This is a genomic window from Mesorhizobium sp. P2_E7 (genome assembly GCF_056403855.1).
Genome location: NZ_JBFUER010000008.1, coordinates 180,074 through 200,930 on the forward strand (window position 1 = coordinate 180,074; position 20,857 = coordinate 200,930).

Below are 20,857 nucleotides of genomic sequence, written 5' to 3' on the forward strand. Positions count from 1 at the left end.
CCCGCGAACGGAGGGTAACATGAACTATGCAACCCGCGGCACGATGCTTGCCGCGATCCTGTTCGGCTCGGTGGGAGCGGCCTCGGCCGATTCGATCCCCGGCATGCGCGGCCACGATCATACCGGCATCACGGTTCCCGACATGAAGCAGGCGGTCGACTTCTTCACCGAAGTGGTCGGCTGCAAGAAGGCGATGTCGTTCGGTCCGTTCGCTGACGACAAGGGCACCTTCATGCAGGACCTTCTGGGTGTCGATCCGAAGGCTGTCATCGAGCAGGTCACCATGGTGCGTTGCGGCTATGGGTCGAACATAGAGCTGTTCAAATACACCGCGCCCGACCAGAAGGATTTGACGCCGAAGAACAGCGACATCGGCGGCTTTCACATTGCCTTGTATGTCGATGATGTTGCGGCCGCGAAAGCCTATCTCGATGGCAAGGGCGTGAAGACGCGGATGGGGCCGCTGCCGGTCAAGGAAGGTCCGGCCGCCGGCCAGACCATCCTCTATTTCCAGGCGCCATGGGGGCTGCAACTGGAGGCGATCAGCTATCCCGATGGGATGGCCTATGAGAAGAGCGCCGAGACCGTGTTGTGGAGCCCGAAGAACCCGGACAAGTGATTTCCAGAGCGCGTTTGCGGGTCCGATCCGCAAGCGCGCCACCCATTGCCCGGGCAGTCATTCCAATATGAAACTTTAAGCTTGAAATATTTTACCTCCGGCGCAATACTTGGGGTGCAGCAAGCGAAGAGGAGATCGCACGGATGAAGGTTGCGGTTCTCGGCGGCGGACCAGCCGGCCTCTACTTTGCCATTTCGATGAAGCTGCGGGACGCTGCGCACGAGGTCACGGTGTTCGAGCGCAACCGCGCCGATGACACGTTCGGCTGGGGCGTCGTGCTGTCGGCCGAAACACTCGACAACCTTGCCAAGAACGACCCGGTCAGCGCTGTCTGGATCAAGAAGCATTTCGCCTATTGGGACGACATCGCCGTCATCCATGACGGCGTGCGCACGGTCTCGTCGGGCCACGGTTTCTGCGGCATCGGCCGCAAGCGGCTGCTGACCCTGCTGCAGCGCCGGGCGCGCGAACTCGGCGTCAAGCTGATGTTCGAAAGCGATATCGCCGACCCCCAGCCCTATATGGAGACGCATGATCTGGTCGTTGCCGCCGACGGGCTGAACTCAAGGGCACGCAACACTTTCGTCGATGTCTTCAAGCCCGACATCGACACCCGCAAATGCAAATTCGTCTGGCTCGGCACCAAGCAGAAATTCGACGACGCCTTCACCTTCATCTTCGAGAAGACCGAGCATGGCTGGGTGTGGGCGCACGCCTATCAGTTCGACAGCGAGACAGCGACCTTCATCGTCGAGTGCAGCGAACGGACCTGGGCGGCCTTCGGCTTCGGTGCGATGTCGCAGCAGGAATCGATCGCGGTGTGCGAGCGCATCTTTGCCAGGCACCTCGGCGGCCATGCGCTGATGACAAATGCCAATCACATCCGTGGTTCAGCCTGGATCAATTTCCCGCGCGTGCTGTGCGAACGCTGGTCCTACAAGAATCTGGCGCTGATGGGCGACGCTGCGGCCTCGGCGCATTTCTCGATCGGCTCCGGCACCAAGCTCGCTTTGGAAAGTGCTGTGGCACTGGCCGAATATGTCAAAACCGAACCGGACCTCGACGCCGCTTTCCGCAAATATGAGGATGCGCGCCGCACCGAGGTGCTGAAGCTGCAGTCGGCGGCGCGCAATTCGCTGGAATGGTTCGAGGAGGTCGAGCGCTATCTCGGCCTCGACCCGGTGCAGTTCAACTATTCACTGCTGACCCGCTCGCAGCGCATCAGCCACGAGAATCTGCGGCTGCGCGATGCCAAATGGCTTGAAAGCGCCGAGGAATGGTTCCAGCGCCAGGCGGGCGGGGGCGGCAACAGGCAGCGCCGGGCGCCGATGTTCGCGCCGTTCAAGCTGCGCGACATGCAGCTCAACAACCGCATCGTTGTTTCGCCGATGGCGCAGTACAAGGCCGTCGACGGCTGCCCGACCGACTGGCATTTCGCCCACTATGCCGAGCGCGCCAAGGGCGGCGCCGGGCTTGTCTATATCGAGATGACCTGCGTCAGCCCGGAAGGACGCATTACGCCCGGCTGTCCCGGCTTCTATGCGCCCGACCATGAGGTGGCGTGGAAGCGGCTTGTCGATTTCGTCCACAGCGAGACCGAGGCGAAAATCTGCGCCCAGGTCGGCCATTCCGGCGCCAAGGGTTCAACCCGTATCGGTTGGGAAGGCACCGACGTGCCGCTCGCCTCGGGCAATTGGCCGGTCATGGCGGCCTCGGCGATCGCATGGTCGCCGCAGAACCAGGTGCCGAAGGCGATGGATCGCGCCGACATGGACAGGGTGCGCGACGAGTTCCTGGCCTCCACCGAGATGGCTGATCGTTGCGGCTTCGACATGCTGGAGATCCATGCCGCGCACGGCTACCTTTTGTCGTCCTTCATCACGCCGGTTACCAACCAGCGCACGGATGGCTATGGCGGTTCCCTCGAAAATCGCATGCGCTATCCCCTGGAAATCTTCCATGCGGTGCGCACCGCCTGGCCGGCGCAAAAGCCGATCTCGGTGCGCATTTCGGCCAATGACTGGGTCGGCATCGAGGGAGTGACGCCGGCCGATGCGGTGCAGATCGCACGGATGCTGCATGAAGCCGGCGTCGATATATGCGACGTCTCCGCAGGCCAGACCTCGATCGCCGCCAAGCCTGTCTATGGCCGCATGTTTCAGACGCCGTTCTCGGACCGCATCCGCAATGAGGTCGGCATGGCGACGATGGCCGTCGGCAACATCTACGAGCCGGACCATGTCAATTCGATCCTGATGGCCGGCCGCGCCGACCTGGTGGCACTGGCACGGCCGCATCTCGCCGATCCCTACTGGACGCTGCATGCGGCCGTGACGCTTGGCGACCGTGGTGTCAAATGGCCGGATCCCTATCTGCCCGGACGCGACCAGATCTACCGGCTGGCCGAGCGCGATGCAGCGGCGGGGCTGAAAGTATGACGACAGCCACAGTGATCTTCGGCAAACATGCGCTGGTCACCGGCGGCGGTTCCGGCGTCGGCCGGGCCATCGCACTCGTGCTGGCCGAGGCGGGCATCGAGGTGACCATATGCGGGCGGCGCGACGCCGAGCTTGCCAAGGTGGCCGGCGAGAACGACCGCATCCACGCCATATCGGCCGATGTTACCGACGAGGCGGCGATGACGGCGCTCTACGCGCATGCGGAAGCCCTGCGCGGCCCGTTCGGTATCGTCGTTGCCAATGCCGGCATGGCCGGCAGCACGCCGGCGCACCGGACCTCGCTTGCCGACTGGCAGCGGACGCTCGACGTCAATCTGACCGGCGCCTTCCTGACGGTAAAGCCGGCGCTGGCCGGCATGGCCGCGCGCAAGGCAGGCCGGATCGTCTTCGTCGCGTCGACCGCGGGGCTGAAAGGCTACGCCTATGTCGCGCCCTATGTGGCGGCCAAGCATGGCGTGGTCGGGCTGATGCGCGCGCTGGCGGCCGAGACGGCGAAATCCGGCGTCACCGTCAACGCCGTGTGCCCGGGTTTCGTCGAGACAGACATGTTGGAAGCATCCGTCCAGCGCATTGTCGAAAAAACCGGCCGCTCGGCTGGCGAGGCGCGGTCTAGCCTTGCCTCGACCAACCCGCAAGGCCGCTTCATCCAGCCGCAGGAGGTTGCCGCGGCGGTGCTGTGGCTGTGCGGCGATGCGGCGGCCTCGATCACCGGACAGGCAATTTCGATCTCAGGAGGCGAAACATGGTAGCCGGCCCATTGCCCGCGCCGTCGGGACCCGGCAAGGACCGGCTGCGTCTCTGGATCAGGCTGCTGCGGGCCTCGCGCACGATCGAGGCCGAGCTGCGCGAGCGCCTGAAGAAAGAATTCGATACGACGCTGCCGCGTTTCGACGTCATGGCCGCCCTCTACCGCGCACCAGAAGGCATGCTGATGAGCGACCTGTCGCGCTTCCTGCTGGTGTCCAACGGCAATGTCACCGGCATTGTCGACCGGCTGGTTTCGGAAGGCCTGGTTGCCCGCGCGCGCCGCAATGGCGATCGCCGTACATCAATGGTGCGACTGACCGATGAGGGGTCCAAAACCTTTGCCGCAATGGCCGCGGCGCATGAGGGTTGGATCGGCGAATTGCTGGGTAAGGTCAGCGAGGAGGATGCGCGCCGGCTGACCGGCATGCTGACCTCGTTCCGCAGCAACTGGGAGGGACGCGAATGAGTTCGATGGCCGGCCTCAAGCCGAAACACTTCCTGTGGCAGGTCGAAGGCAGGATCGCCAGGGTGCGGCTCGATCGGCCGGAGCGCAAGAACCCGCTGACCTTCGACAGCTATGCGGAACTGCGCGATACGTTCCGCGACCTCGTCTATGCCGACGATGTCGACGCCGTGGTGTTCCTGTCCAATGGCGGCAATTTCTGCTCGGGTGGCGATGTCCACGACATTATCGGCCCCTTGGTCAAGATGGACATGAAGGAGTTGCTCGCCTTCACGCGCATGACCGGCGATTTCGTCAAGGCGATGCTCAACTGCGGCAAGCCGATCATCGCGGCGGTCGACGGTGTCGCGGTCGGCGCCGGCGCCATCATCGCCATGAGCGCCGATATCCGCATCGCCACGCCGGAGGCCAAGACCGCCTTCCTGTTCACCCGCGTCGGCCTTGCCGGCTGCGATATGGGCGCCTGCGCGATCCTGCCGCGCATCATCGGCCAGGGCCGTGCCGCCGAGCTGCTCTACACCGGCCGCACGATGACGGCGGCGGAAGGCGAGCGCTGGGGTTTTTACAACAGGCTGGTCGATGCGGCGGCGCTCGAAGCCGACGCGCTCGAGATGGCGGCGCGCATCGTCTCCGGCCCGACCTTCGCGCACGGAATCACCAAGACGCAGCTCAACCAGGAATGGTCGATGGGCCTCGACCAGGCGATCGAGGCGGAAGCGCAGGCGCAGGCGATCTGCATGCAGACGCGTGACTTCGAGCGCGCCTACAAGGCCTTCGTGGCCAAGGAAAAACCGGTGTTCGAGGGCAATTGATGGCTGACAAGAGTTTCCTCGACTGGCCGTTCTTTGAAGATCGCCACCGCGAATGGGCCGAAAGGCTGGAAGCATGGTGCGCGAAAAACCTTCCCGTCGATCACCATGACGTCGATGCCGCCTGCCGCGAGCTGGTGGCCAGGCTTGGCCGTGACGGCTGGCTGAAACCGACGGCGCTCGATACGGACAATCCGGGACCGCTCGATGTCCGCACTTTGTGCATCACGCGCGAGACGCTGGCGCGCCATGACGGGTTGGCCGACTTCGCCTTCGCCATGCAGGGTCTCGGTACCGGCGCGCTCAGCCTGTTCGGCACGCCGGAGCAGCAGCAGTGGCTGGCGAAGACCAGGGCCGGCAAGGCAATCTCGGCCTTCGCGCTGTCGGAGCCACGCTCCGGCTCGGATGTCGCCAACACCGAAATGGCGGCGAGCCGCGATGGCGACTTCTACACCCTCGACGGCGAGAAGACCTGGATTTCCAATGGCGGCATCGCCGATCTTTACGTCGTCTTTGCCCGCACCGGCGAGGCGCCGGGCGCCAAGGGGCTTTCCGCCTTTCTCGTGCCTGCCGACACCAAGGGGCTTGGCATCGCCGAGCGCCTTGAAGTGATCGCGCCGCATCCGCTGGCGCGGCTCTCCTTCGACCAGGTCCGGGTGCCAACTTCGGCGCTGATCGGAAAACCGGGCGACGGCTTCCGCATCGCCATGTCGGTGCTTGACGTGTTCCGCTCGACGGTCGGCGCGGCGGCACTCGGCTTTGCCCGCCGAGCGCTCGACGAAAGCATCAGCAGGGTTGCCGAGCGCAAACTGTTTGGCGCGCCGATGGCAGAGCTGCAGATGGTGCAAGGCCATGTCGCCGACATGGCGCTGGACGTTGATGCGGCAGCGCTGCTGGTGTACCGCGCTGCGTGGACCAAGGACATGGGCGCCGCGCGCGTCACCCGCGAGGCGGCGATGGCCAAGCTGTTCGCCACCGACAAGGCGCAAGAGGTGATCGACAAGGCCGTGCAGCTGCATGGCGGCGACGGCGTGCGCAAAGGCCATATCGTCGAGAGCCTGTATCGCGAAATCCGCGCGCTGCGCATTTATGAGGGCGCTTCCGACGTGCAGAAGGTGGTGATTGCGCGGCAAGTGATGGGTTCGGCCTGACGGCGAGACGGCGACGGGCATTCGATTTTGAGACTTGATTTTCAGGAATACCGGGGAGGCATTGAAAATGCACAAGATCCTGCAGCCGGAAGGCTGGGCGAAACCGGTCGGCTACGCCAACGGCGTCGCGGCGCGCGGCAGGCTCGTCTTCGTCGGCGGACAGGTCGGCTGGAACGGGCAGTGCCAGTTCGAGACCGACGATTTCGCCGGCCAGGTGCGGCAGACGCTGCAAAACATCGTCGCCGTGCTGGCGGAGGCCGGCGCCGAGCCACGCCACATCACCGCGATGACCTGGTATTTCACCGATAAGGCTGAATATCTCGGCAACCTCAAGGGGATCGGCGAGGCCTATCGGGAGGTGATCGGCCGGCATTTTCCGGCGATGGCCGCCATGCAGGTGGTGGCGCTGGTGGAAGATCGCGCCAAGGTCGAGATTCAGGCAACCGCCGTTATTCCGGAATAACGAATTCGTTATTCCCGGATTGATCAGCCACGAAGCCCGGCCTGCCTGAGCAGCGGCAACACATGGTCGCAGAAATAAGGCAGTTCCTGCGTGTAGTTGACGAAGGAGAGCGCGATGCCCTGGTAGCCATGCCCGGCTATTGCGGCCATCTCGGCGGCTATCGTCTGCGGCGTTCCAACCAGCGGGTAAGTGCCGGCGCCGCCGGCGAAACGCTGCCGGTAGCGGTCATAGGCATGCGGGTCATGCGACTGCGAGAACTCCTTCTTGCCGGCCATATGGGCATCGACCGCGTCGTGGTCGGCCAGTTCGACGGCATATCTGTTGTAATAGGCCTGCGCCTCTTCCATCGTTGGACGGCAGACGACATGCGCCACCGTATAGACGCCGACATTGCGGCCAACCTTGTCGGCCCGCTCGCCGATGTCGGCGACATGCTTGCCGGCATCGCCCATCTCGGAGAAGGTGGTGAACAGATAATCGCATCGGGCGGCGGCGAAATCGCGGCCCGGGCCACCAAAGGCGGCGTTCATGGTCACCGGGCGGGGCACCTGCAGGCTCGCCGGCCGGCTGACCGCTTCCTTCAGGCGATAGTAGATGCCTTCGTAATCGATCGGCTCGCTCGATGCGTAAAGCCGCTCCAGAACTTCGATCCATTCCGCAGCCTGCTCATAGCCCTTTTCGACCAGCGGTGTGCCGAACATGCCGAATTCCTTCGGGTTCCAGCCGCAGACGACGTTCAGGCCGGCACGGCCCTGGCTGATATGGTCGACCGTTGCCAGCGCCTTGGCGGCGTAAAGCGGATGCACCAGCGGCACATGCACCGTCATGAACAGGCCGATCTGGTCGGTGGCAGCACCCAGTGCAGCCGCCCAGGTGAAGGTCTCGAACGACCATTCGCGCACCTTGTTGCGGCCGCCAAAGCCACGCCAGCGCGCGATCGGCAGGATAAATTCCAGGCCGGCGCGGTCGGCAATCTGCGCCGCCGTCAGATTGTCCTGCCAGCTCGCCGTCCAGCGTTCCGGCACATCGGTGATGGCCAGACCGCCATCGGCATTGGTCGAGAAGACGCCGAGCTTCAGTTTGTTCGGGCCGTGCAGCGGATGCGTTTTGATCATGGTGGGAACTCGCGGCAGGAGACCCACACGCTAGGCCCACGCGAAAATATTTCAAGCCTGAAATAGCTTCGCCTCGACGCCGTTTGCGGATATGGATTCTCCGGAACATCGAAAGGGATGGCGATGAGCGAGTTCCGTCAGAAGTGCATCGGCAAAACCAGTCTCGTCGGCTCTTTCGCTGCCATTCCGCATCCCGTCGCGGTCGAGGTGATGGCGCTCGCCGGCCTCGACTTCCTGTGCATCGACTGGGAACATGCCCAGATCGCGCGCGACACGATCGAGGCCATGGTGCGCGCGGCCGATGTGCACCGCGTGCCGGCGATGGTGCGCGTTCCCGGCCATGCGCCGGAAGCCATCCAGGCGGCGCTCGACAGCGGCGCGCAGGGCGTTTTGGTGCCGCGCGTCTCGACTGCCGCGCAGGCCGCGATGGCGGTCAAGGCCTCGCGCTATCCGCCGCTGGGCGAACGCGGCGTCGGGCCTGGCCGCGCGGCCGGCTATGGCTACCGCATTCCCGAATATCTGGCCGCCGCCAATGACAGGGTCGTCGTCGCGGTCCAGGTCGAAACATCGGAAGGGCTCGCCAACATCGAGGCGATCGCTGCCGTCGACGGCGTCGATGTTATCTTCGTCGGACCCGGCGATCTTTCCGTGTCGATCGATGCGATCGGGGCGAAAGGCGCCGACAAGCTCAACGCGGCGATCGAAACAATCATTCGTGTGACGATCGCACACGACAAGGCAGCCGGCATATTTTGCGCCAGCCCGCAGAATATCGGCCGGTGGGCAGCGATCGGCGCGAGCTTCTTCGTGCTGGCCAGCGACACGATGCTTCTTGGCGCAGGTGCGGCGGCCAACTTTGCCGCCGCGCGCGACGAATTGGCATGAGACGGGCGCAGCTGGGAAAAAGGCGTATCGGCGAAGCAACAACCGCGCCAAACTTTTTAAGCTTAAAACTTTTTCCTTGAAAAGCGCCGCGCTTTGGATAGCATCCAGGCCGGTAGCGACTGCGGTGCCGGAGGGGCTTGCCGGGCAGTCGTAGTGCTCCGGGTGGGAGGGGTTTCAGTCCTTGTCGTTCATACTGCCCCAGTCATCGTCCAGCGCGCGCTATGCTTTCGACGGCGTGCGCGCGCAGATTCGTGACCTGCACACTGAAAACATCGCCAACCTTGCCGTGCGCGCCCGCGAACTGGGCGACGTCATCGCGCTCTGGTACGGCGAAGGCGACATGGTGACGCCGGCTTTCATCCGCGACGCGGCGAAGGCCGCCTTCGATGAAGGCCAGACGTTTTACGTTCCGAACATGCGTGGCCATGGGCCATTGAACGAGGCGCTGTCGGACTACCAGACGCGCATTCACGGCCGCTCGATCCCGATCGCACGCACCACCGTCACGCCGGGCGGCATGCAGGCGCTGTACCTGGCGCTGGAGCTGCTGGTCGATACCGGTACCAACGTCGTCTATGTCGCGCCGCAATGGCCCAACATCCACAACGCCATCCATCTGATCGGCGGCGAGCCGAGGCCGTTTTCGCTCGACTTCAAGGGAGACTGGAGGCTCGATCTCGACCGGCTGTTCGCCACCTGCGACGCGCGTACCCGCGCGATCTTCCTGTCGACGCCGTCCAACCCGACCGGCTGGACCGCGTCGCGCGAGGAGATGCAGGCGCTGCTCGACTTCAGCCGGCGCACCGGCATCTGGATCATTTCCGACGAGGTCTATGGCCGGCTCTATTTCGACGGCGATGTTGCCCCTTCCATCCTGCAGATCGCCGAGGATGGCGACCGGGTGCTGTCGGTCAACAGCTTTTCGAAAGCGTGGGCGATGACCGGCTGGCGCATCGGCTGGCTGACGCATCCGTCGGGGGTGACCGACCAACTTGGTGCCATGACGCAGTATGTCAACAGCGGCACTGCCGCGCCGATCCAGGCAGGCGCTGTTGCCGCCATCCGCCAGGGCGAACCGCTGGTCGAGGAGATCAGACAGCGGATCAAGACCGGCCTCGACCTTGCCTATGACAGGCTAGCCCAAATTCCCGGCATCATCCTGCCGACGAAACCGCGCGGCGGCATGTATGCTTTCTTTGCCATGGACGGCGAAAGCGACGCCCGGCAAGCCTGTGCCAGGATACTGGAGACGGCGCGCGTCGGGTTGGCGCCCGGCCACCTCTTTGGACATTCGGCCGCGGCCTTCCTGCGCATGTGCGTGTGCCGAGACCGCAACCAGATCGCGACCGCGCTCGAGCGCATGGTCGCCGTCATGAATTGACGCCCCGCTGGGAGGTGGGACGGCAACAAACCGTGCGGGAGAATTCCCGTCCGATCAACAACCAGAGGGAACACCCCAGAGGGAAACACCTATGAAGCTTAACCGTCGCAATCTCATCCTTTTCGCCGCAGCCATCGGCATCGCCGCCGGCCCCGCAACTGCTTACGCGGCAGATGTGCTCAATGTCGGCGCTTACCCGACCAACCCGCCCTTCGAATACAAGAACGAGAGCGGCACGTTCGAGGGTTTTGAGGTCGATATCGTCAACGAGGCGGCCAAGCGCGTCGGCATGACCACCGAGATTGCCGATCTCGGCTTCCAGGCGCTGTTTGCGGCTGTCAGCTCCAAACGCATCGATGTCGCGATCTCCTCGATCACCATCACGCCGGAGCGGCTGAAGACGCTGTCGTTCACTCAGCCCTATTATGATTCCGATATGGGCATCGCCACCAAGACAGACAGCGCCGTCAACACCGAGGCCGACCTCAAGGGCAAGATCGTCGGCGTGCTGTCGGGCTCGACTGGCGAGACTTGGGTGAAGGCGCATCAGGAAGCAGACGGCTACAGCGACGTGAAGGGCTATGACACGCAGCAGAATCTTCTGCTCGATCTCAGCGCCGGCCGCGTCGACGCCGCCGTCAGCGACATTCCCGGCATGCAGTACTCCTTCCAGAAGATGAAGGACCTCGTCGTCAAGGAACGCATCAAGACCGGTGAGCAGTACGGGCTGATGATGAGCAAGGACCACCCGCTGCTCGGCAAGCTGAACGACGCGCTGAGCGCGATGAAGAAGGACGGCACGCTGGCCACGATCCACAAGAAGTGGTTCGGCAGCGACGCGCCGGCCGATTCCTCGACGGTCAAGGAATTGCCGCTGCCCAAGGCCTGAACGGCCGCCGGCAAACACAAGACGTGCCGGCTTAAGGGCCGGCACGTCTCGTTTCCATTCATGATCCTTCCCCGGAGCCACAGGTCAGCGCGGCAAACCGCTTTCGATGCTTCCGGGCCCTTCTCCAGCGTCGCGTGACGCACAAACGGTCGGGAATGCCCTGATGTCGCTGATCGACACCTTCTTCAATCCCGATGTCATCATGTCCAGCCTGCCGGCGCTGCTGCGCGGCTTCCTGAACACGCTGCTGCTCGGCATTTTGAGCATCGGCATCGGCATTCCGATCGGCCTGGGGATAAGCCTGTTGCGGCTCTACGCGCCGAAGCCGCTGCGCTGGCTGGCGGTAGGCTACACCGACATCTTCCGTGCCCTGCCGGTGCTGGTGGTGCTGATCCTGATCTATTACGCGCTGCCGTTCCTCGGCATACGCCTGTCGTCCTGGGCCTCCGCGGTGACGGCGTTCGCCATCATCATGTCGGCCTATTCGGCCGAAGTGTTCCGCTCTGGCATAGAAAGCATTCCGCGCGGCCAGTTCGAGGCGTCGCAGGCGCTCGGCCTGCCGTTCCTGCTCACCTTGCGCAAGGTGGTGCTGCCACAGGCGATCCGTGTGGTCATCCCGCCGATGACCAGCAATTGCGTCTCGATGTTCAAGGACACGTCGCTCGCCTCCACCGTGGCGTTGCCGGAACTGTTGAAGGAAGCGACCAACGCGCAGTCGCTCTACGCCAATCCCTCGCCGCTGATCGGCGCCGCTTTGGTCTATCTCATCTTCCTCTGGCCGATGGTCCGCCTCGTCAGTCTGCTTGAAGCGCGCTTCAAGGACGAGAAGGCTCGCTGACCTCGCCAATCAAACCCACGTCCCAAGCCCTGCGCAGGAGATACAATTGAGCACTTCCCAAGCCACCGGCGGCTTTCCGGTCGACACCATACGCGCCATGTTTCCCGCCTTGCGGCGGGCCGGTGATTTCATCTTCATGGACAATGCCGCTGGCGCGCAAATCCCGCAGAGCGTGCTCGACGCGGTGACCAACCACCTGGTCTCGCACAATGTACAGCGCGGCGGCCGCTATGGCCGCTCCGTTACGGTCGACCAATCGGTTGCGGATGCCCGGACCAGCGTGGCGCTGCTGATCAACGCCTATAGTCCGTCGGAAATCTGCTTCGGCATGAACGCAACGTCGTTCATCCGCCTGGTCAGTCTCGGCATCGGCCAGATGCTGGCCAAGGACACTGATGGGACGCGCGACGAGATCGTCATCACCGACATGGACCATGACGCCAACATCGCGACGTGGCTGGCGCTGGAATCCGCCGGAGCCAAGTTCAAATGGTGGCGCATGCGCGAGGACGGCAATCTGCATGTCGACGACCTCAAGCCGTTGGTGTCCGAGCGCACCCGCCTCGTCGCCTGCACGGTGACGGCGCATTCGATCGGCTCGATCGTCGATGTGGCCTCGGTGGCTGGAATCGCGCACGCCGCCGGCGCGGAAGTGTTCCTCGACTGCGTGCACTACGGACCGCACGGGCTGATCGACGTGCAGGCCTGGGACTGCGACTATCTCGTTTGCTCCGGCTACAAGAATTTCTCGCCGCATATGGGCTTTCTGTGGGGCCGCTTCGAAACACTGAAGCGGCTGCCGACCTTCCGCGAGGATTTCATCCCCGACGACCCGCCCTACAAGGTCGAGGCCGGCACCTTCATCTACGAGAACGTCTCGGGCATGGATGCGGCCGTGCAGTATCTGGAACTGATCGGCCGCAATCTGGCGCCGTCCAACAACCGTTCGCGGCGTGAGAATATCGTTGCCGGCATGGGCGCCATCCGCGACTATGAACTGCTCCTGGCGCGCGAGATGCTGGCCGTGCTGAAGGACTGCAATGCCACGATCTACGGCGTCGCCGAGGAAGCCCGCATCAACGAACGCGTGCCGACATTCTGCTTCAACATCGGCAAGCTGTCGCCGCAGCGGATCGTCGAGGAGATGGCCGAGATGCAGATCGGCATCCGCGATGGCCACATGTACGCGCCGCGGCTGATGAAGCGCCTCAACCTGTCGATGGACAGCGGCGCCATCCGCGCTTCGCTGGTGCATTACAACACGGTCGACGAGGTCAGGCGTTTCGGCGAGGCGCTGCGCGCCGTCATCGCCAGGCTGTCTTAGTTCGGACCCTCAGACATCTCCGGCATGGAACATCGGTCCGCCCTTGTGGGCCGGGAAGCCGTAGCCGTTGATCATCACCAGATCGATGTCGGAGGCACGCGCAGCGATGCCTTCGGCGAGCAACGCCTTGCCTTCGTCGGCCATTGCCGCCAGTAGGCGCTTGACGATCTCGTCGGCAGAAAAGCGGCGCGGCTCAATGCCCTTGGCTGCTCGTGCCCCCTCGATCAGCGCTATCACTTGCGGGTCGCTCCTGCGCTCGCCGTCCGAATAGTCGTACCAGCCGCTCCCGGTCTTGCGGCCGAAGCGGCCGGCTTCGCACAGCCGGTCGGCGATCTCGACATATCGTGCTTTTGGATCGCGCATGGCCGCCTGTCGCTTGCGCCGCGCCCAGGCGATCTCCAGTCCGGCCATGTCGTTGACGGCGAAGATCCCCATCGGGAAGCCCCAGGCCTCCAGCGCGGCATCCACCTCATCCGGTGCTGCGCCATCTTCCACCATGAACTCCGCTTCGCGGCGGTAGGCCGAATAGATGCGGTTGCCGATGAAACCCTCGGTCACGCCGCTCACGACAGGCAGCTTGCCGAGCTTTCGCACGAAGGCGATCGCCGAGGCGAGCACGTCGGGCGCGGTCGCCGCGCAGTCCACCACTTCGGTGAGCCGCATGACGTTGGCCGGCGAGAAGAAATGCAGGCCGACGATCCGCTCGGGTCGGGCGGTTGCCGAGGCGATCTCGTCGGGATTGAGGTAGCTGGTGTTGGTGGCAAGGATGGCGTCGGGGCGGACGATGCGATCGAGCTTGCGGAAGAGCTCGGTTTTTACTGCGAGTTCGTCGAACACCGCTTCTATGACCAGATCGGCCTCTGCCAGCCTGCCGGCGTCACTGGCCGTTTCAAGCCGGCTCAGTGCCTCCCCGCGCGCATGATCCGTGAGGCGGCCGGATTGGACCGACTTGTCGAGGAGGCCAGCGATACGCTCGTATCCTTTGGCCGCCGCCTCGTCGGTCTGCTCGATGCCGATCACGCGATAGCCCGCGTTCAGGGCCGAGACTGCTATGCCTGCGCCCATCAGGCCGGTTCCGACGATGCCGACCGTCTCGACCTTGCGAGGCGCAACACCCTCCAGCCTGTCGACCTTGCTGGCTTGCCGCTCGGCAAAGAACACGTGGCGCAATGCCGCCGCCTCGCGGGAATCCCGAAGGCGCAGGAAGGTCGCGCGTTCGTCCGCGAGACCGTCCTTCAGTCTGGCCGTGGACGCCGCCTGGACCAGTCGCACAGCTTCCGCAGGCGCGATCTGTCCACGGCTAAGGGAAAGCACCTTCTTTGCAGCGGCCGCGTCGGCCCCAGGTTGCGAACTCGGGAAGGAGAGTGCGCCTGTCCGCCGCAACGGCTGGTCAACGAGACGGCGAGCGGCATCGAGCGCGCCTTCGGGAAGGTCGTCCGCAATGGCATCGATCAGGCCGAGAGTGAGGGCTTCATCGGCTTTCGCGACGCGACCCGTGCCGATGAGGTCGATTGCAACGACGGTGCCGACGAGGCGAGGCAAGCGTTGGGTTCCGCCAGCCCCGGGCACGATCCCGAGCTTGACCTCGGGCAGCCCGAAGCTGGCCGCCTTGCCGGCGACGCGGTAGTGGCAGGCCAGCGCAATCTCGCAGCCGCCGCCGAGCGCCGCGCCGCCGATTGCCGCGACCACCGGTTTTGCGAAGCTCTCGATCGCTTCGATGACCTCAGGCAGTGTGGGTTCAATAGCGGGCTTGCCGAATTCCTTGATATCGGCGCCGCCGACAAAAGTACGCCCGGCGCCAGTGAGCACCACGGCGGACACGTCATCCGATCTCGCGCGTTCAAGCGCAGCCGTCAGTCCGCCCCTGACGTGGAAGGAGAGCGCGTTGACCGGCGGATTTTCGATGGTGACGATGAGAACTCCATCGACGATGTTGCCAACGACACTCTCGAAAAATCGTTCAGTGCTCATGGAGTTTCATTCCGCAACGACGGCCTGCTCTCCAGCCAAATGGCGCGAGGCCCCGGCTCGGGCGAATGCAGCGCCGTGGAGTCTTCAAAAAAACTTCAAGCTTAAAATAATTAGAATTCAAAAAACTTCAAGTCTGCATCCTTGGATTGGCAGTCTAATCCAGCCGGTCGCGTAGCATGCTCCAGGGGAGCAACATGTTCGGCGCATAGCGGACAACTTCATGGAACGGGATCGGCGATGGCGCAGCGAAGGGAAGCGGCAGATCGTGGGCGTCCGCTCCGGCAGCCCAGTCCGCCAGCACCTTGCCCATCGCCGTGGTCATGGCGATGCCGCGCCCGTTGCACGCGAAGCCGGCGATCAAGCCCGGGCCAAGGTCGATGAGGCGCGGCAGGAAATCCGGCATCACCGCCGCCACGCCCGTCCAGCTGTAGGCAAGCGGCGGCAGGTCAGGCAAATCGAGATGCCTGGCGAGCCGTCGCCAGACCGTTCGCGGCACGCGCGTCTCGGCGCCGCTGCCGACGATATGCATGCCACCGCTGATCAGCCGGTTCTGGCTGTCGAAGCGGCAGGTGAACAGGTTGCGCCTCGTGTCACCGATGCCATGGCCGCCGGGCAGCAGGCGCGCGCGTATGGCACGCGGCAGCGGCGCGGTGGCGATCTGGAATACTTTCAGCGGGACATAGGTCCGCGCCAGCGTTCGGTTCAGCGCTCCGCCATAGGCGTTGGTGGCGACCAGCACCTTGCCCGCCGGCACAGCGCCGGATGCGGTCTTCAATACCCAGCCATCTTTTGTCCGATCGATCGAGGTGACGCGCGTCTGCTCGAAGATGCGTGCACCGGCTTTGCCGGCCGCATCGGCAAGACCACGCGCATACTCGACCGGATTAAGGACGCCGCCCGAATTGTCCATCCAGCCGCCGGCATAGCCGCCGATACCGGTCAGCGTCGTGACCGCCTTGGCATCGAGCGTTACAGTCGGCCTGCCACGCACCGCCCATTGCTCGGCGCGCGACCTCGTCTTTTCCAGCGCCGCAGGCGAATGCGCCGGCTGGATCCAGCCATTCTGCAGGGCGTCGCATTCGATGTTGTGCCGCTTGATCAGGCCGAAGACGAGGTCGGCACTGCCCGCGGCGAAATCGACCAGCCGTTCGCCGCGCTCGGCTCCGAGTTCGGCGATGATGTCGTTTGGGTCGCGCTTGGCGAAATTCGGCACGACCAGTCCGGCATTGCGGCCGGTCGCGCCCCAGGCAATGTACTCGGCTTCGAGGACAGCGACCGAAAGCCCTTTCTCGGTGGCATGCAGAGCCGTCGAAAGGCCGGAAAAGCCGCCGCCGACAATCGCGAGATCGACGTCGAGCCCACCTTGCAGTGCGGGTCGTTCGCGGCGATTACCACTGACAGCATGCCAGAGCGAAACGCCATGCACTTGCTGCCGGACCATGGCGTTCATGATCCAGCCTCGCTCTCGCTTGCTACGGGCTTCGTCTGTTTGCCGAGTTTCGGCCGCTTTGGCCGATCGCCGAACAGCCCGGTCGGCCGGATCAGCAGGATGAGGCACAGCATGACGCCGATGGCAACGATCTGCAGCGAGGCCGCGCGGGCCTGTTGTTCCGGCGAGAAGAGCACGCTGGTCATGGTGCCGGAACCCGCCCATATCGCCCACACCAGGATGCTGCCGGCGATGGCGCCGGCATTGCTGCCCGAGCCGCCGACGATCAGCATCACCCAGACCTGGAAGGTCAGGATCGGCAGGTAATTGTCGGGTGCGATGAAGCCGGTGAAATGCGCCTGCAGCGCTCCGGCCAGCGCCATGATGGCGCCACCGACGGCAAAGGCCTGGACACGGTAGAAGCGCGCGCTCTTGCCAAGTGAGATCGCTGCCCGCTCGTCCTCGCGCAACGCCTTCAGCACCCGGCCCCACGGGCTGCGCGACAGATGCTCCAAAGCGAGATAGGCGATCAGCGTCACCACGCAGACGACGGCGAGGTTGGACAGGTTGAACAGCAGCGGCGTCTCGGCAAGGCTGCCGAAAGGGCGCGGAATGAAGCCAATGCCGAAGGGGCCGCCGGTCAGCTTCTGCGCGTTGAGCGCGACCAGTTGCACGACGACGGCGACGCCGAAGGTGGTGATCGCCAGATAGTCCGATTTCAGCCGCAGCGTGGCGATTCCGGTCAGGGCTGCGGCGATACCGCCGACGATCATGGCGCCCGCCCAGCCGACGAGGATCGGCAGGCCGAAGCCGCCGAGGCGCGCGGCATCGTCGGGCGTGGTCAACAGCGCCGAGGTATAGGCGCCGATGGCAACGAAGCCGGCGAGGCCGACATTGAATAGCCCAGTCAGCCCCCACTGCAGATTGAGCCCCAGCGTGACCAGCGAAAAGATCAGCGCGGTGGTCAGGAAGAAAGCGCCGTAACCGATGAGGTCCATCATCTTTCCCCCACGCCGAAGAGGCCGATCGGCCGCACGAACAGCACCGCCATCAGGATAATGAAGGAGATTGCGGCCCGCCATTCGGCGCCGATCAGCTGCACCGCGCCGGCTTCGGCGAGGCCAATGATCAGGCCGCCGAGCACGGCGCCTGGTATGCTGCCGATGCCGCCCAGAATGGCAGCGGCGAACATCGGCAGCAGCATGTCGAAGCCCATAAACGGGCGGATCTGCACCAGAATGCCGATCATCACCCCGGCGACGCAGGCGAGCGCTCCGCCGATGATCCAGGTGACGCGCACCACGCTGGCGACGTCGATGCCGACGATGCGGGCCAGCGCCGCGTTCTGGCTCAGCGCCTGCATGGAGCGTCCGGTCTGCGTGCGCGTCATCAACAGATGCACGCCGAGCACCAGCACAGCCGTCAGCAGCAGCAATGCGATCTGGTCGGGCGTGATGCGGATGCCGAAACCGACCGGCATGGCGATCTGGATCGCCCGGCTGAAATAGGTCGGTTGCGAAGTGAAGGTGAATTCAAGCAGGCTGCGCAGCGCCATCGAAGCACCGAAACTCGCCATCACCACGATGATCGCTTGGCCTTGAGAGCGCAGCCGCGAAAACAGTATCTTGTCAAGCAGTAGCGCGAGCACAGCGGTGAACGCCATGCCGACAACCAGGGCGACAAGCAGCGGCCAGCCGAAGGACAGCGGTGCGATCGGCGCCACCTTGCCGAAAGTTGCTCCGATGGCGCTGACGACGGCCAGCGTTGCATAGGTGCCCCAGGCCATGAAGTCGCCATGGGCGAAGTTGGAGAAGCGCAAGATCGAATAGGTGAGCGTCACGCCGATGGCGCCAAGGCCGATCATCGAACCGGTCAGCAGCCCGTCGACGACGAATTGCAGGCTCATGCCGCGCCTCCCTTGCCGGACGCTGCGGCGCTCTCTTGATGTAGCGGCCGTTGGCCGAGATAGAGCTCGGCGACGACGGGATCGTTCCACAGCTGCGAGGCGATGCCCTCGTGCCGGTCCTTGCCTTCGACCAGCACATAGGCGCGGTCGCCGATGGCCAGTGCTGCCTTGGCGTTCTGTTCGACCAGAAGGATGGTGACGCCTGACTTGCGGATGCCGGCCAGCATCTCAAACACCATCGACACGAATTTCGGTGACAGGCCGGCCGAGGGCTCGTCCAGCACCAGCACCTTGGGATGGACGATCAGCGCGCGGGCCACCGCCAGCATCTGCCGCTGGCCGCCCGAGAGATAGCCGGCAGCCGTGCGGCGCTGGCGTGCCAGGTCGGGGAAGGTCTCGTACATTTCCTCGATGCGGGCAGGGGCCTCGCGCCGTTCGAGGATGCCGCAAGCGACCTTCAGATTGTCCTCCACCGACATCAGCGTGAAGACGTTTTCGGTCTGCGGCACGAAGGCGAGGCCAAGGCGCACCATGGTGTGCGCCGGTGCTGCGGTAATGTCCTTACCGTCGAGCAGCACGCTGCCCCGGCTGATCGGCACCAGGCCGGCGACGGCCTTGATGAGGCTCGACTTGCCGGCGCCGTTCGGCCCGAGCACGACGACGATTTCACCCTTGTTGACGGTGATCGAGGCGCCGCGCACGATCGGCACGCCGGGCTCGTAGCCAGCCTCGAGGTCGCGGACGTCCAGCACGATCTCGCTCATGCCGCGCCTCCGAGATAAGCCTCGATGACGCGCGGATCGCGCGCCACCTCGTCGGCCGTGCCTTCACACAGCAATTCGCCGCTCGCCATCACCAGCACGCGGTGGCAGAGCCGCGTCACCATGTCGATATTGTGCTCGATCAGCAGGAAGGTGATGCCGCTTTCGTTGATGTCGCGGATGCGGTCGATGATGACTTCGAGCAGCGTGGCGTTGACGCCTGCCGCCGGCTCGTCGAGCAGGATGATCGCCGGATCGGCCATCATGACGCGGGCAAGTTCGAGCAGCTTGCGTTGGCCGCCCGAGAGCACGCGCGCCGGCTCATTCGCGAGGTGGGTGAGGGTGACCAATTCCAGCAGTTCGAGCGCCTTTGTCCTAGCCGCTCTTTCCTGCGCTGCCACCCGCCAAGGCGTGACGAAATTGGCGAGAAGCTTTTCGCCGGTTTGGCCCTGTGCCGCCAGCATGATGTTTTCGACCAGCGTCAGATTGGGCAGCGGGCGCGGGATCTGAAAGGTGCGGCCAAGGCCGCGGCCGATGCGCAGATGAGCGGCTTCACCCGAGACGCGCGTGCCGTTGAGAAGGATATCGCCACTAGTCGGCAATATGCTGCCCGCCAACAGATCGAACATCGTCGTCTTGCCCGCGCCATTCGGGCCGATCAGGCCGAGGATTTCGCCCGCTTTGACATCAAACGAGACACCGTTGACGGCGACGAGGCCACCGAACCGCCTGACGACATTCGTCGCCGACAGAACCGGTGCGCGGATTTCGTCCTGCCGTTCAGCTGTCTCGCTCATGCACCCTCTGGCCGAGCGGTCTTTGCCGCTTTCTGATTTTTTTGATTTGTGATCACACTTGCTTTGATCACGCTAATCGGCTTTAATTTTCTCCGCAAGCCGAAAACGGGCCAAGACCGGGAATGCCATGCAAAAGGCTGCCATCGAGCGAAACAACGAAACGATCGCGTCCCAGCTCACGCCGGTCGGCCGCGAGACCGTGCAGGATCGCGTTTACTCGGAGTTGCGACGGGCCCTGATCGGCGGTCTTTTCGAACCGAGCCAGGTGCTGACCATCCGCGGTCTCGCCGATGCGCTGGTCACCTCGACCATGCCGGTGCGAGAGGCGCTCGGCCGGCTGATAACGGAAAAGGCGCTGGAGGCGCTGCCCAACCGTTCCGTGCGTGTGCCGCCGATCACGCTGGAGCGCATCGACGACCTCCTGCGCGCGCGTTCCCTCATCGAAGGCGAAGCGATCGCGCTTGCCGCCACGCGGATGGGGCCGCGCCAGATCGCCACCATCGAGGCCATGCTTGGCGAGTGGGACGAGATGCGGGCGCTGAAGCACAAGAAGGACATCGACCGCGAAGCGACGCTCAACCAGAGCTTCCATTTCGAGATCTACCGCTGCTGCGGCTCGGCTGTGCTGATCCCGATGATCGAAAGCCTCTGGCTTCAATCGGGGCCATGCATACGCGTCGCCATCTACGCCTTCTCCGAAGCCGGCGAGGTCGACACCGCGCACTATCATCGTAGCATCGTCGCGGCTCTTGCCAAACAGGATGCGCAAGCGGCGCGCGAGGCGCTGGTGGCTGATATCAGCCGGCCCTTTGCCTTCCTGCGCGACAAGCTTCAATCGGCGAAGGACTGA

The 20,857-nt window shown here is 64.2% G+C and carries 20 protein-coding genes; 13 read left to right on the forward strand and 7 right to left on the reverse strand.

Annotated elements, in window-relative coordinates; translation table 11 throughout:
* Positions 1-19: 19 nt before the first annotated feature.
* From AC1DYC_RS28445 to AC1DYC_RS28475, 7 genes are all read left to right on the forward strand, one after another.
* Positions 20-619 (forward strand): VOC family protein, encoded by a 600-nt coding sequence (locus AC1DYC_RS28445; RefSeq protein ID WP_477411012.1) that lies wholly within the window; start codon positions 20-22, stop codon positions 617-619.
* A 143-nt stretch (positions 620-762) separates the two neighbouring features.
* Complete coding sequence (locus tag AC1DYC_RS28450) at positions 763-3,057, forward strand: bifunctional salicylyl-CoA 5-hydroxylase/oxidoreductase (RefSeq protein ID WP_477411013.1); 2,295 nt, start codon at positions 763-765, stop codon at positions 3,055-3,057.
* The gene (locus AC1DYC_RS28455; protein ID WP_477411014.1) at positions 3,054-3,827 is read left to right on the forward strand and encodes an SDR family NAD(P)-dependent oxidoreductase; all 774 of its coding nucleotides are present in this window, start codon (positions 3,054-3,056) and stop codon (positions 3,825-3,827) included. The genes AC1DYC_RS28450 and AC1DYC_RS28455 overlap by 4 nt, the downstream gene beginning before the upstream one ends.
* Positions 3,821-4,291 carry a MarR family winged helix-turn-helix transcriptional regulator gene (locus AC1DYC_RS28460; protein WP_477280145.1) on the forward strand — a complete coding sequence of 157 codons (471 nt, stop codon included), beginning with the start codon at positions 3,821-3,823 and terminating at the stop codon, positions 4,289-4,291. The genes AC1DYC_RS28455 and AC1DYC_RS28460 overlap by 7 nt, the downstream gene beginning before the upstream one ends.
* The gene (locus AC1DYC_RS28465) at positions 4,288-5,100 is read left to right on the forward strand and encodes an enoyl-CoA hydratase family protein (protein ID WP_477411015.1); all 813 of its coding nucleotides are present in this window, start codon (positions 4,288-4,290) and stop codon (positions 5,098-5,100) included. Before AC1DYC_RS28460 ends, AC1DYC_RS28465 begins: the two co-directional genes overlap by 4 nt.
* Entirely contained in the window at positions 5,100-6,248 is a 1,149-nt protein-coding gene (locus tag AC1DYC_RS28470; protein WP_477411016.1) for an acyl-CoA dehydrogenase family protein, read from the forward strand. The genes AC1DYC_RS28465 and AC1DYC_RS28470 overlap by 1 nt, the downstream gene beginning before the upstream one ends.
* Positions 6,249-6,315: 67 nt before the next feature.
* The gene (locus AC1DYC_RS28475; protein WP_477411017.1) at positions 6,316-6,711 is read left to right on the forward strand and encodes a RidA family protein; all 396 of its coding nucleotides are present in this window, start codon (positions 6,316-6,318) and stop codon (positions 6,709-6,711) included.
* 23 nt (positions 6,712-6,734) lie between these two features.
* On the opposite strand, the gene AC1DYC_RS28480 is transcribed toward AC1DYC_RS28475, so the two are convergent.
* Positions 6,735-7,826 carry an LLM class flavin-dependent oxidoreductase gene (locus tag AC1DYC_RS28480; RefSeq protein WP_477411018.1) on the reverse strand — a complete coding sequence of 364 codons (1,092 nt, stop codon included), beginning with the start codon at positions 7,824-7,826 and terminating at the stop codon, positions 6,735-6,737.
* Positions 7,827-7,949: 123 nt separating this feature from the next.
* Here AC1DYC_RS28480 and AC1DYC_RS28485 point away from each other — a divergent pair, with 123 nt between their 5' ends.
* The 5 genes from AC1DYC_RS28485 (at position 7,950) to AC1DYC_RS28505 (ending at position 13,143) form a co-directional block, all read left to right on the forward strand.
* Positions 7,950-8,711: an HpcH/HpaI aldolase family protein gene (locus AC1DYC_RS28485; RefSeq protein ID WP_477411019.1), complete on the forward strand. Its 762-nt coding sequence runs from the start codon at positions 7,950-7,952 to the stop codon at positions 8,709-8,711.
* Positions 8,712-8,892: 181 nt separating this feature from the next.
* Positions 8,893-10,092 (forward strand): pyridoxal phosphate-dependent aminotransferase, encoded by a 1,200-nt coding sequence (locus tag AC1DYC_RS28490; RefSeq protein WP_477411020.1) that lies wholly within the window; start codon positions 8,893-8,895, stop codon positions 10,090-10,092.
* A gap of 91 nt (positions 10,093-10,183) precedes the next feature.
* The gene (locus tag AC1DYC_RS28495) at positions 10,184-10,981 is read left to right on the forward strand and encodes an ABC transporter substrate-binding protein (protein ID WP_477411021.1); all 798 of its coding nucleotides are present in this window, start codon (positions 10,184-10,186) and stop codon (positions 10,979-10,981) included.
* A gap of 163 nt (positions 10,982-11,144) precedes the next feature.
* The gene (locus AC1DYC_RS28500; RefSeq protein ID WP_477280153.1) at positions 11,145-11,819 is read left to right on the forward strand and encodes an amino acid ABC transporter permease; all 675 of its coding nucleotides are present in this window, start codon (positions 11,145-11,147) and stop codon (positions 11,817-11,819) included.
* Positions 11,820-11,865: 46 nt separating this feature from the next.
* Positions 11,866-13,143, forward strand: coding sequence for a cysteine desulfurase-like protein (locus tag AC1DYC_RS28505; protein ID WP_477411022.1), 1,278 nt, complete (start codon positions 11,866-11,868; stop codon positions 13,141-13,143).
* A gap of 9 nt (positions 13,144-13,152) precedes the next feature.
* On the opposite strand, the gene AC1DYC_RS28510 is transcribed toward AC1DYC_RS28505, so the two are convergent.
* The 6 genes from AC1DYC_RS28510 to AC1DYC_RS28535 all read right to left on the reverse strand — a co-directional run bounded on the left by AC1DYC_RS28510 (position 13,153) and on the right by AC1DYC_RS28535 (position 20,007).
* The gene (locus AC1DYC_RS28510) at positions 13,153-15,114 is read right to left on the reverse strand and encodes a 3-hydroxyacyl-CoA dehydrogenase NAD-binding domain-containing protein (protein WP_477411023.1); all 1,962 of its coding nucleotides are present in this window, start codon (positions 15,112-15,114) and stop codon (positions 13,153-13,155) included.
* A 154-nt stretch (positions 15,115-15,268) separates the two neighbouring features.
* Positions 15,269-16,564, reverse strand: coding sequence for an NAD(P)/FAD-dependent oxidoreductase (locus tag AC1DYC_RS28515; RefSeq protein WP_477411024.1), 1,296 nt, complete (start codon positions 16,562-16,564; stop codon positions 15,269-15,271).
* Positions 16,561-17,544: a branched-chain amino acid ABC transporter permease gene (locus AC1DYC_RS28520; protein WP_477306946.1), complete on the reverse strand. Its 984-nt coding sequence runs from the start codon at positions 17,542-17,544 to the stop codon at positions 16,561-16,563. The genes AC1DYC_RS28515 and AC1DYC_RS28520 overlap by 4 nt, the downstream gene beginning before the upstream one ends.
* Positions 17,541-18,449 (reverse strand): branched-chain amino acid ABC transporter permease, encoded by a 909-nt coding sequence (locus AC1DYC_RS28525; protein ID WP_477402298.1) that lies wholly within the window; start codon positions 18,447-18,449, stop codon positions 17,541-17,543. The genes AC1DYC_RS28520 and AC1DYC_RS28525 overlap by 4 nt, the downstream gene beginning before the upstream one ends.
* Entirely contained in the window at positions 18,446-19,213 is a 768-nt protein-coding gene (locus tag AC1DYC_RS28530; protein WP_477411025.1) for an ABC transporter ATP-binding protein, read from the reverse strand. Before AC1DYC_RS28530 ends, AC1DYC_RS28525 begins: the two co-directional genes overlap by 4 nt.
* The gene (locus tag AC1DYC_RS28535) at positions 19,210-20,007 is read right to left on the reverse strand and encodes an ABC transporter ATP-binding protein (protein WP_477411026.1); all 798 of its coding nucleotides are present in this window, start codon (positions 20,005-20,007) and stop codon (positions 19,210-19,212) included. Before AC1DYC_RS28535 ends, AC1DYC_RS28530 begins: the two co-directional genes overlap by 4 nt.
* Before the next feature lie 127 nt (positions 20,008-20,134).
* Between AC1DYC_RS28535 and AC1DYC_RS28540 the strand changes: the two genes are divergently transcribed.
* Positions 20,135-20,857, forward strand: coding sequence for a GntR family transcriptional regulator (locus tag AC1DYC_RS28540; protein ID WP_477411027.1), 723 nt, complete (start codon positions 20,135-20,137; stop codon positions 20,855-20,857).

What these genes read in the sequence shown, in the direction of transcription:
- AC1DYC_RS28495 (WP_477411021.1), top strand. Translation starts at nt 10,184, where the DNA reads ATGAAGCTTAACCGTCGCAATCTCATCCTTTTCGCCGCAGCCATCGGC.
- AC1DYC_RS28510 (WP_477411023.1), bottom strand. Translation starts at nt 15,114, where the DNA reads ATGAGCACTGAACGATTTTTCGAGAGTGTCGTTGGCAACATCGTCGAT.
- AC1DYC_RS28535 (WP_477411026.1), bottom strand. Translation starts at nt 20,007, where the DNA reads ATGAGCGAGACAGCTGAACGGCAGGACGAAATCCGCGCACCGGTTCTG.
- AC1DYC_RS28470 (WP_477411016.1), top strand. Translation starts at nt 5,100, where the DNA reads ATGGCTGACAAGAGTTTCCTCGACTGGCCGTTCTTTGAAGATCGCCAC.
- AC1DYC_RS28455 (WP_477411014.1), top strand. Translation starts at nt 3,054, where the DNA reads ATGACGACAGCCACAGTGATCTTCGGCAAACATGCGCTGGTCACCGGC.
- AC1DYC_RS28520 (WP_477306946.1), bottom strand. Translation starts at nt 17,544, where the DNA reads ATGATGGACCTCATCGGTTACGGCGCTTTCTTCCTGACCACCGCGCTG.
- AC1DYC_RS28530 (WP_477411025.1), bottom strand. Translation starts at nt 19,213, where the DNA reads ATGAGCGAGATCGTGCTGGACGTCCGCGACCTCGAGGCTGGCTACGAG.
- AC1DYC_RS28525 (WP_477402298.1), bottom strand. Translation starts at nt 18,449, where the DNA reads ATGAGCCTGCAATTCGTCGTCGACGGGCTGCTGACCGGTTCGATGATC.
- AC1DYC_RS28460 (WP_477280145.1), top strand. Translation starts at nt 3,821, where the DNA reads ATGGTAGCCGGCCCATTGCCCGCGCCGTCGGGACCCGGCAAGGACCGG.
- AC1DYC_RS28540 (WP_477411027.1), top strand. Translation starts at nt 20,135, where the DNA reads ATGCAAAAGGCTGCCATCGAGCGAAACAACGAAACGATCGCGTCCCAG.
- AC1DYC_RS28515 (WP_477411024.1), bottom strand. Translation starts at nt 16,564, where the DNA reads ATGAACGCCATGGTCCGGCAGCAAGTGCATGGCGTTTCGCTCTGGCAT.
- AC1DYC_RS28450 (WP_477411013.1), top strand. Translation starts at nt 763, where the DNA reads ATGAAGGTTGCGGTTCTCGGCGGCGGACCAGCCGGCCTCTACTTTGCC.
- AC1DYC_RS28500 (WP_477280153.1), top strand. Translation starts at nt 11,145, where the DNA reads ATGTCGCTGATCGACACCTTCTTCAATCCCGATGTCATCATGTCCAGC.
- AC1DYC_RS28445 (WP_477411012.1), top strand. Translation starts at nt 20, where the DNA reads ATGAACTATGCAACCCGCGGCACGATGCTTGCCGCGATCCTGTTCGGC.
- AC1DYC_RS28480 (WP_477411018.1), bottom strand. Translation starts at nt 7,826, where the DNA reads ATGATCAAAACGCATCCGCTGCACGGCCCGAACAAACTGAAGCTCGGC.
- AC1DYC_RS28465 (WP_477411015.1), top strand. Translation starts at nt 4,288, where the DNA reads ATGAGTTCGATGGCCGGCCTCAAGCCGAAACACTTCCTGTGGCAGGTC.
- AC1DYC_RS28475 (WP_477411017.1), top strand. Translation starts at nt 6,316, where the DNA reads ATGCACAAGATCCTGCAGCCGGAAGGCTGGGCGAAACCGGTCGGCTAC.
- AC1DYC_RS28485 (WP_477411019.1), top strand. Translation starts at nt 7,950, where the DNA reads ATGAGCGAGTTCCGTCAGAAGTGCATCGGCAAAACCAGTCTCGTCGGC.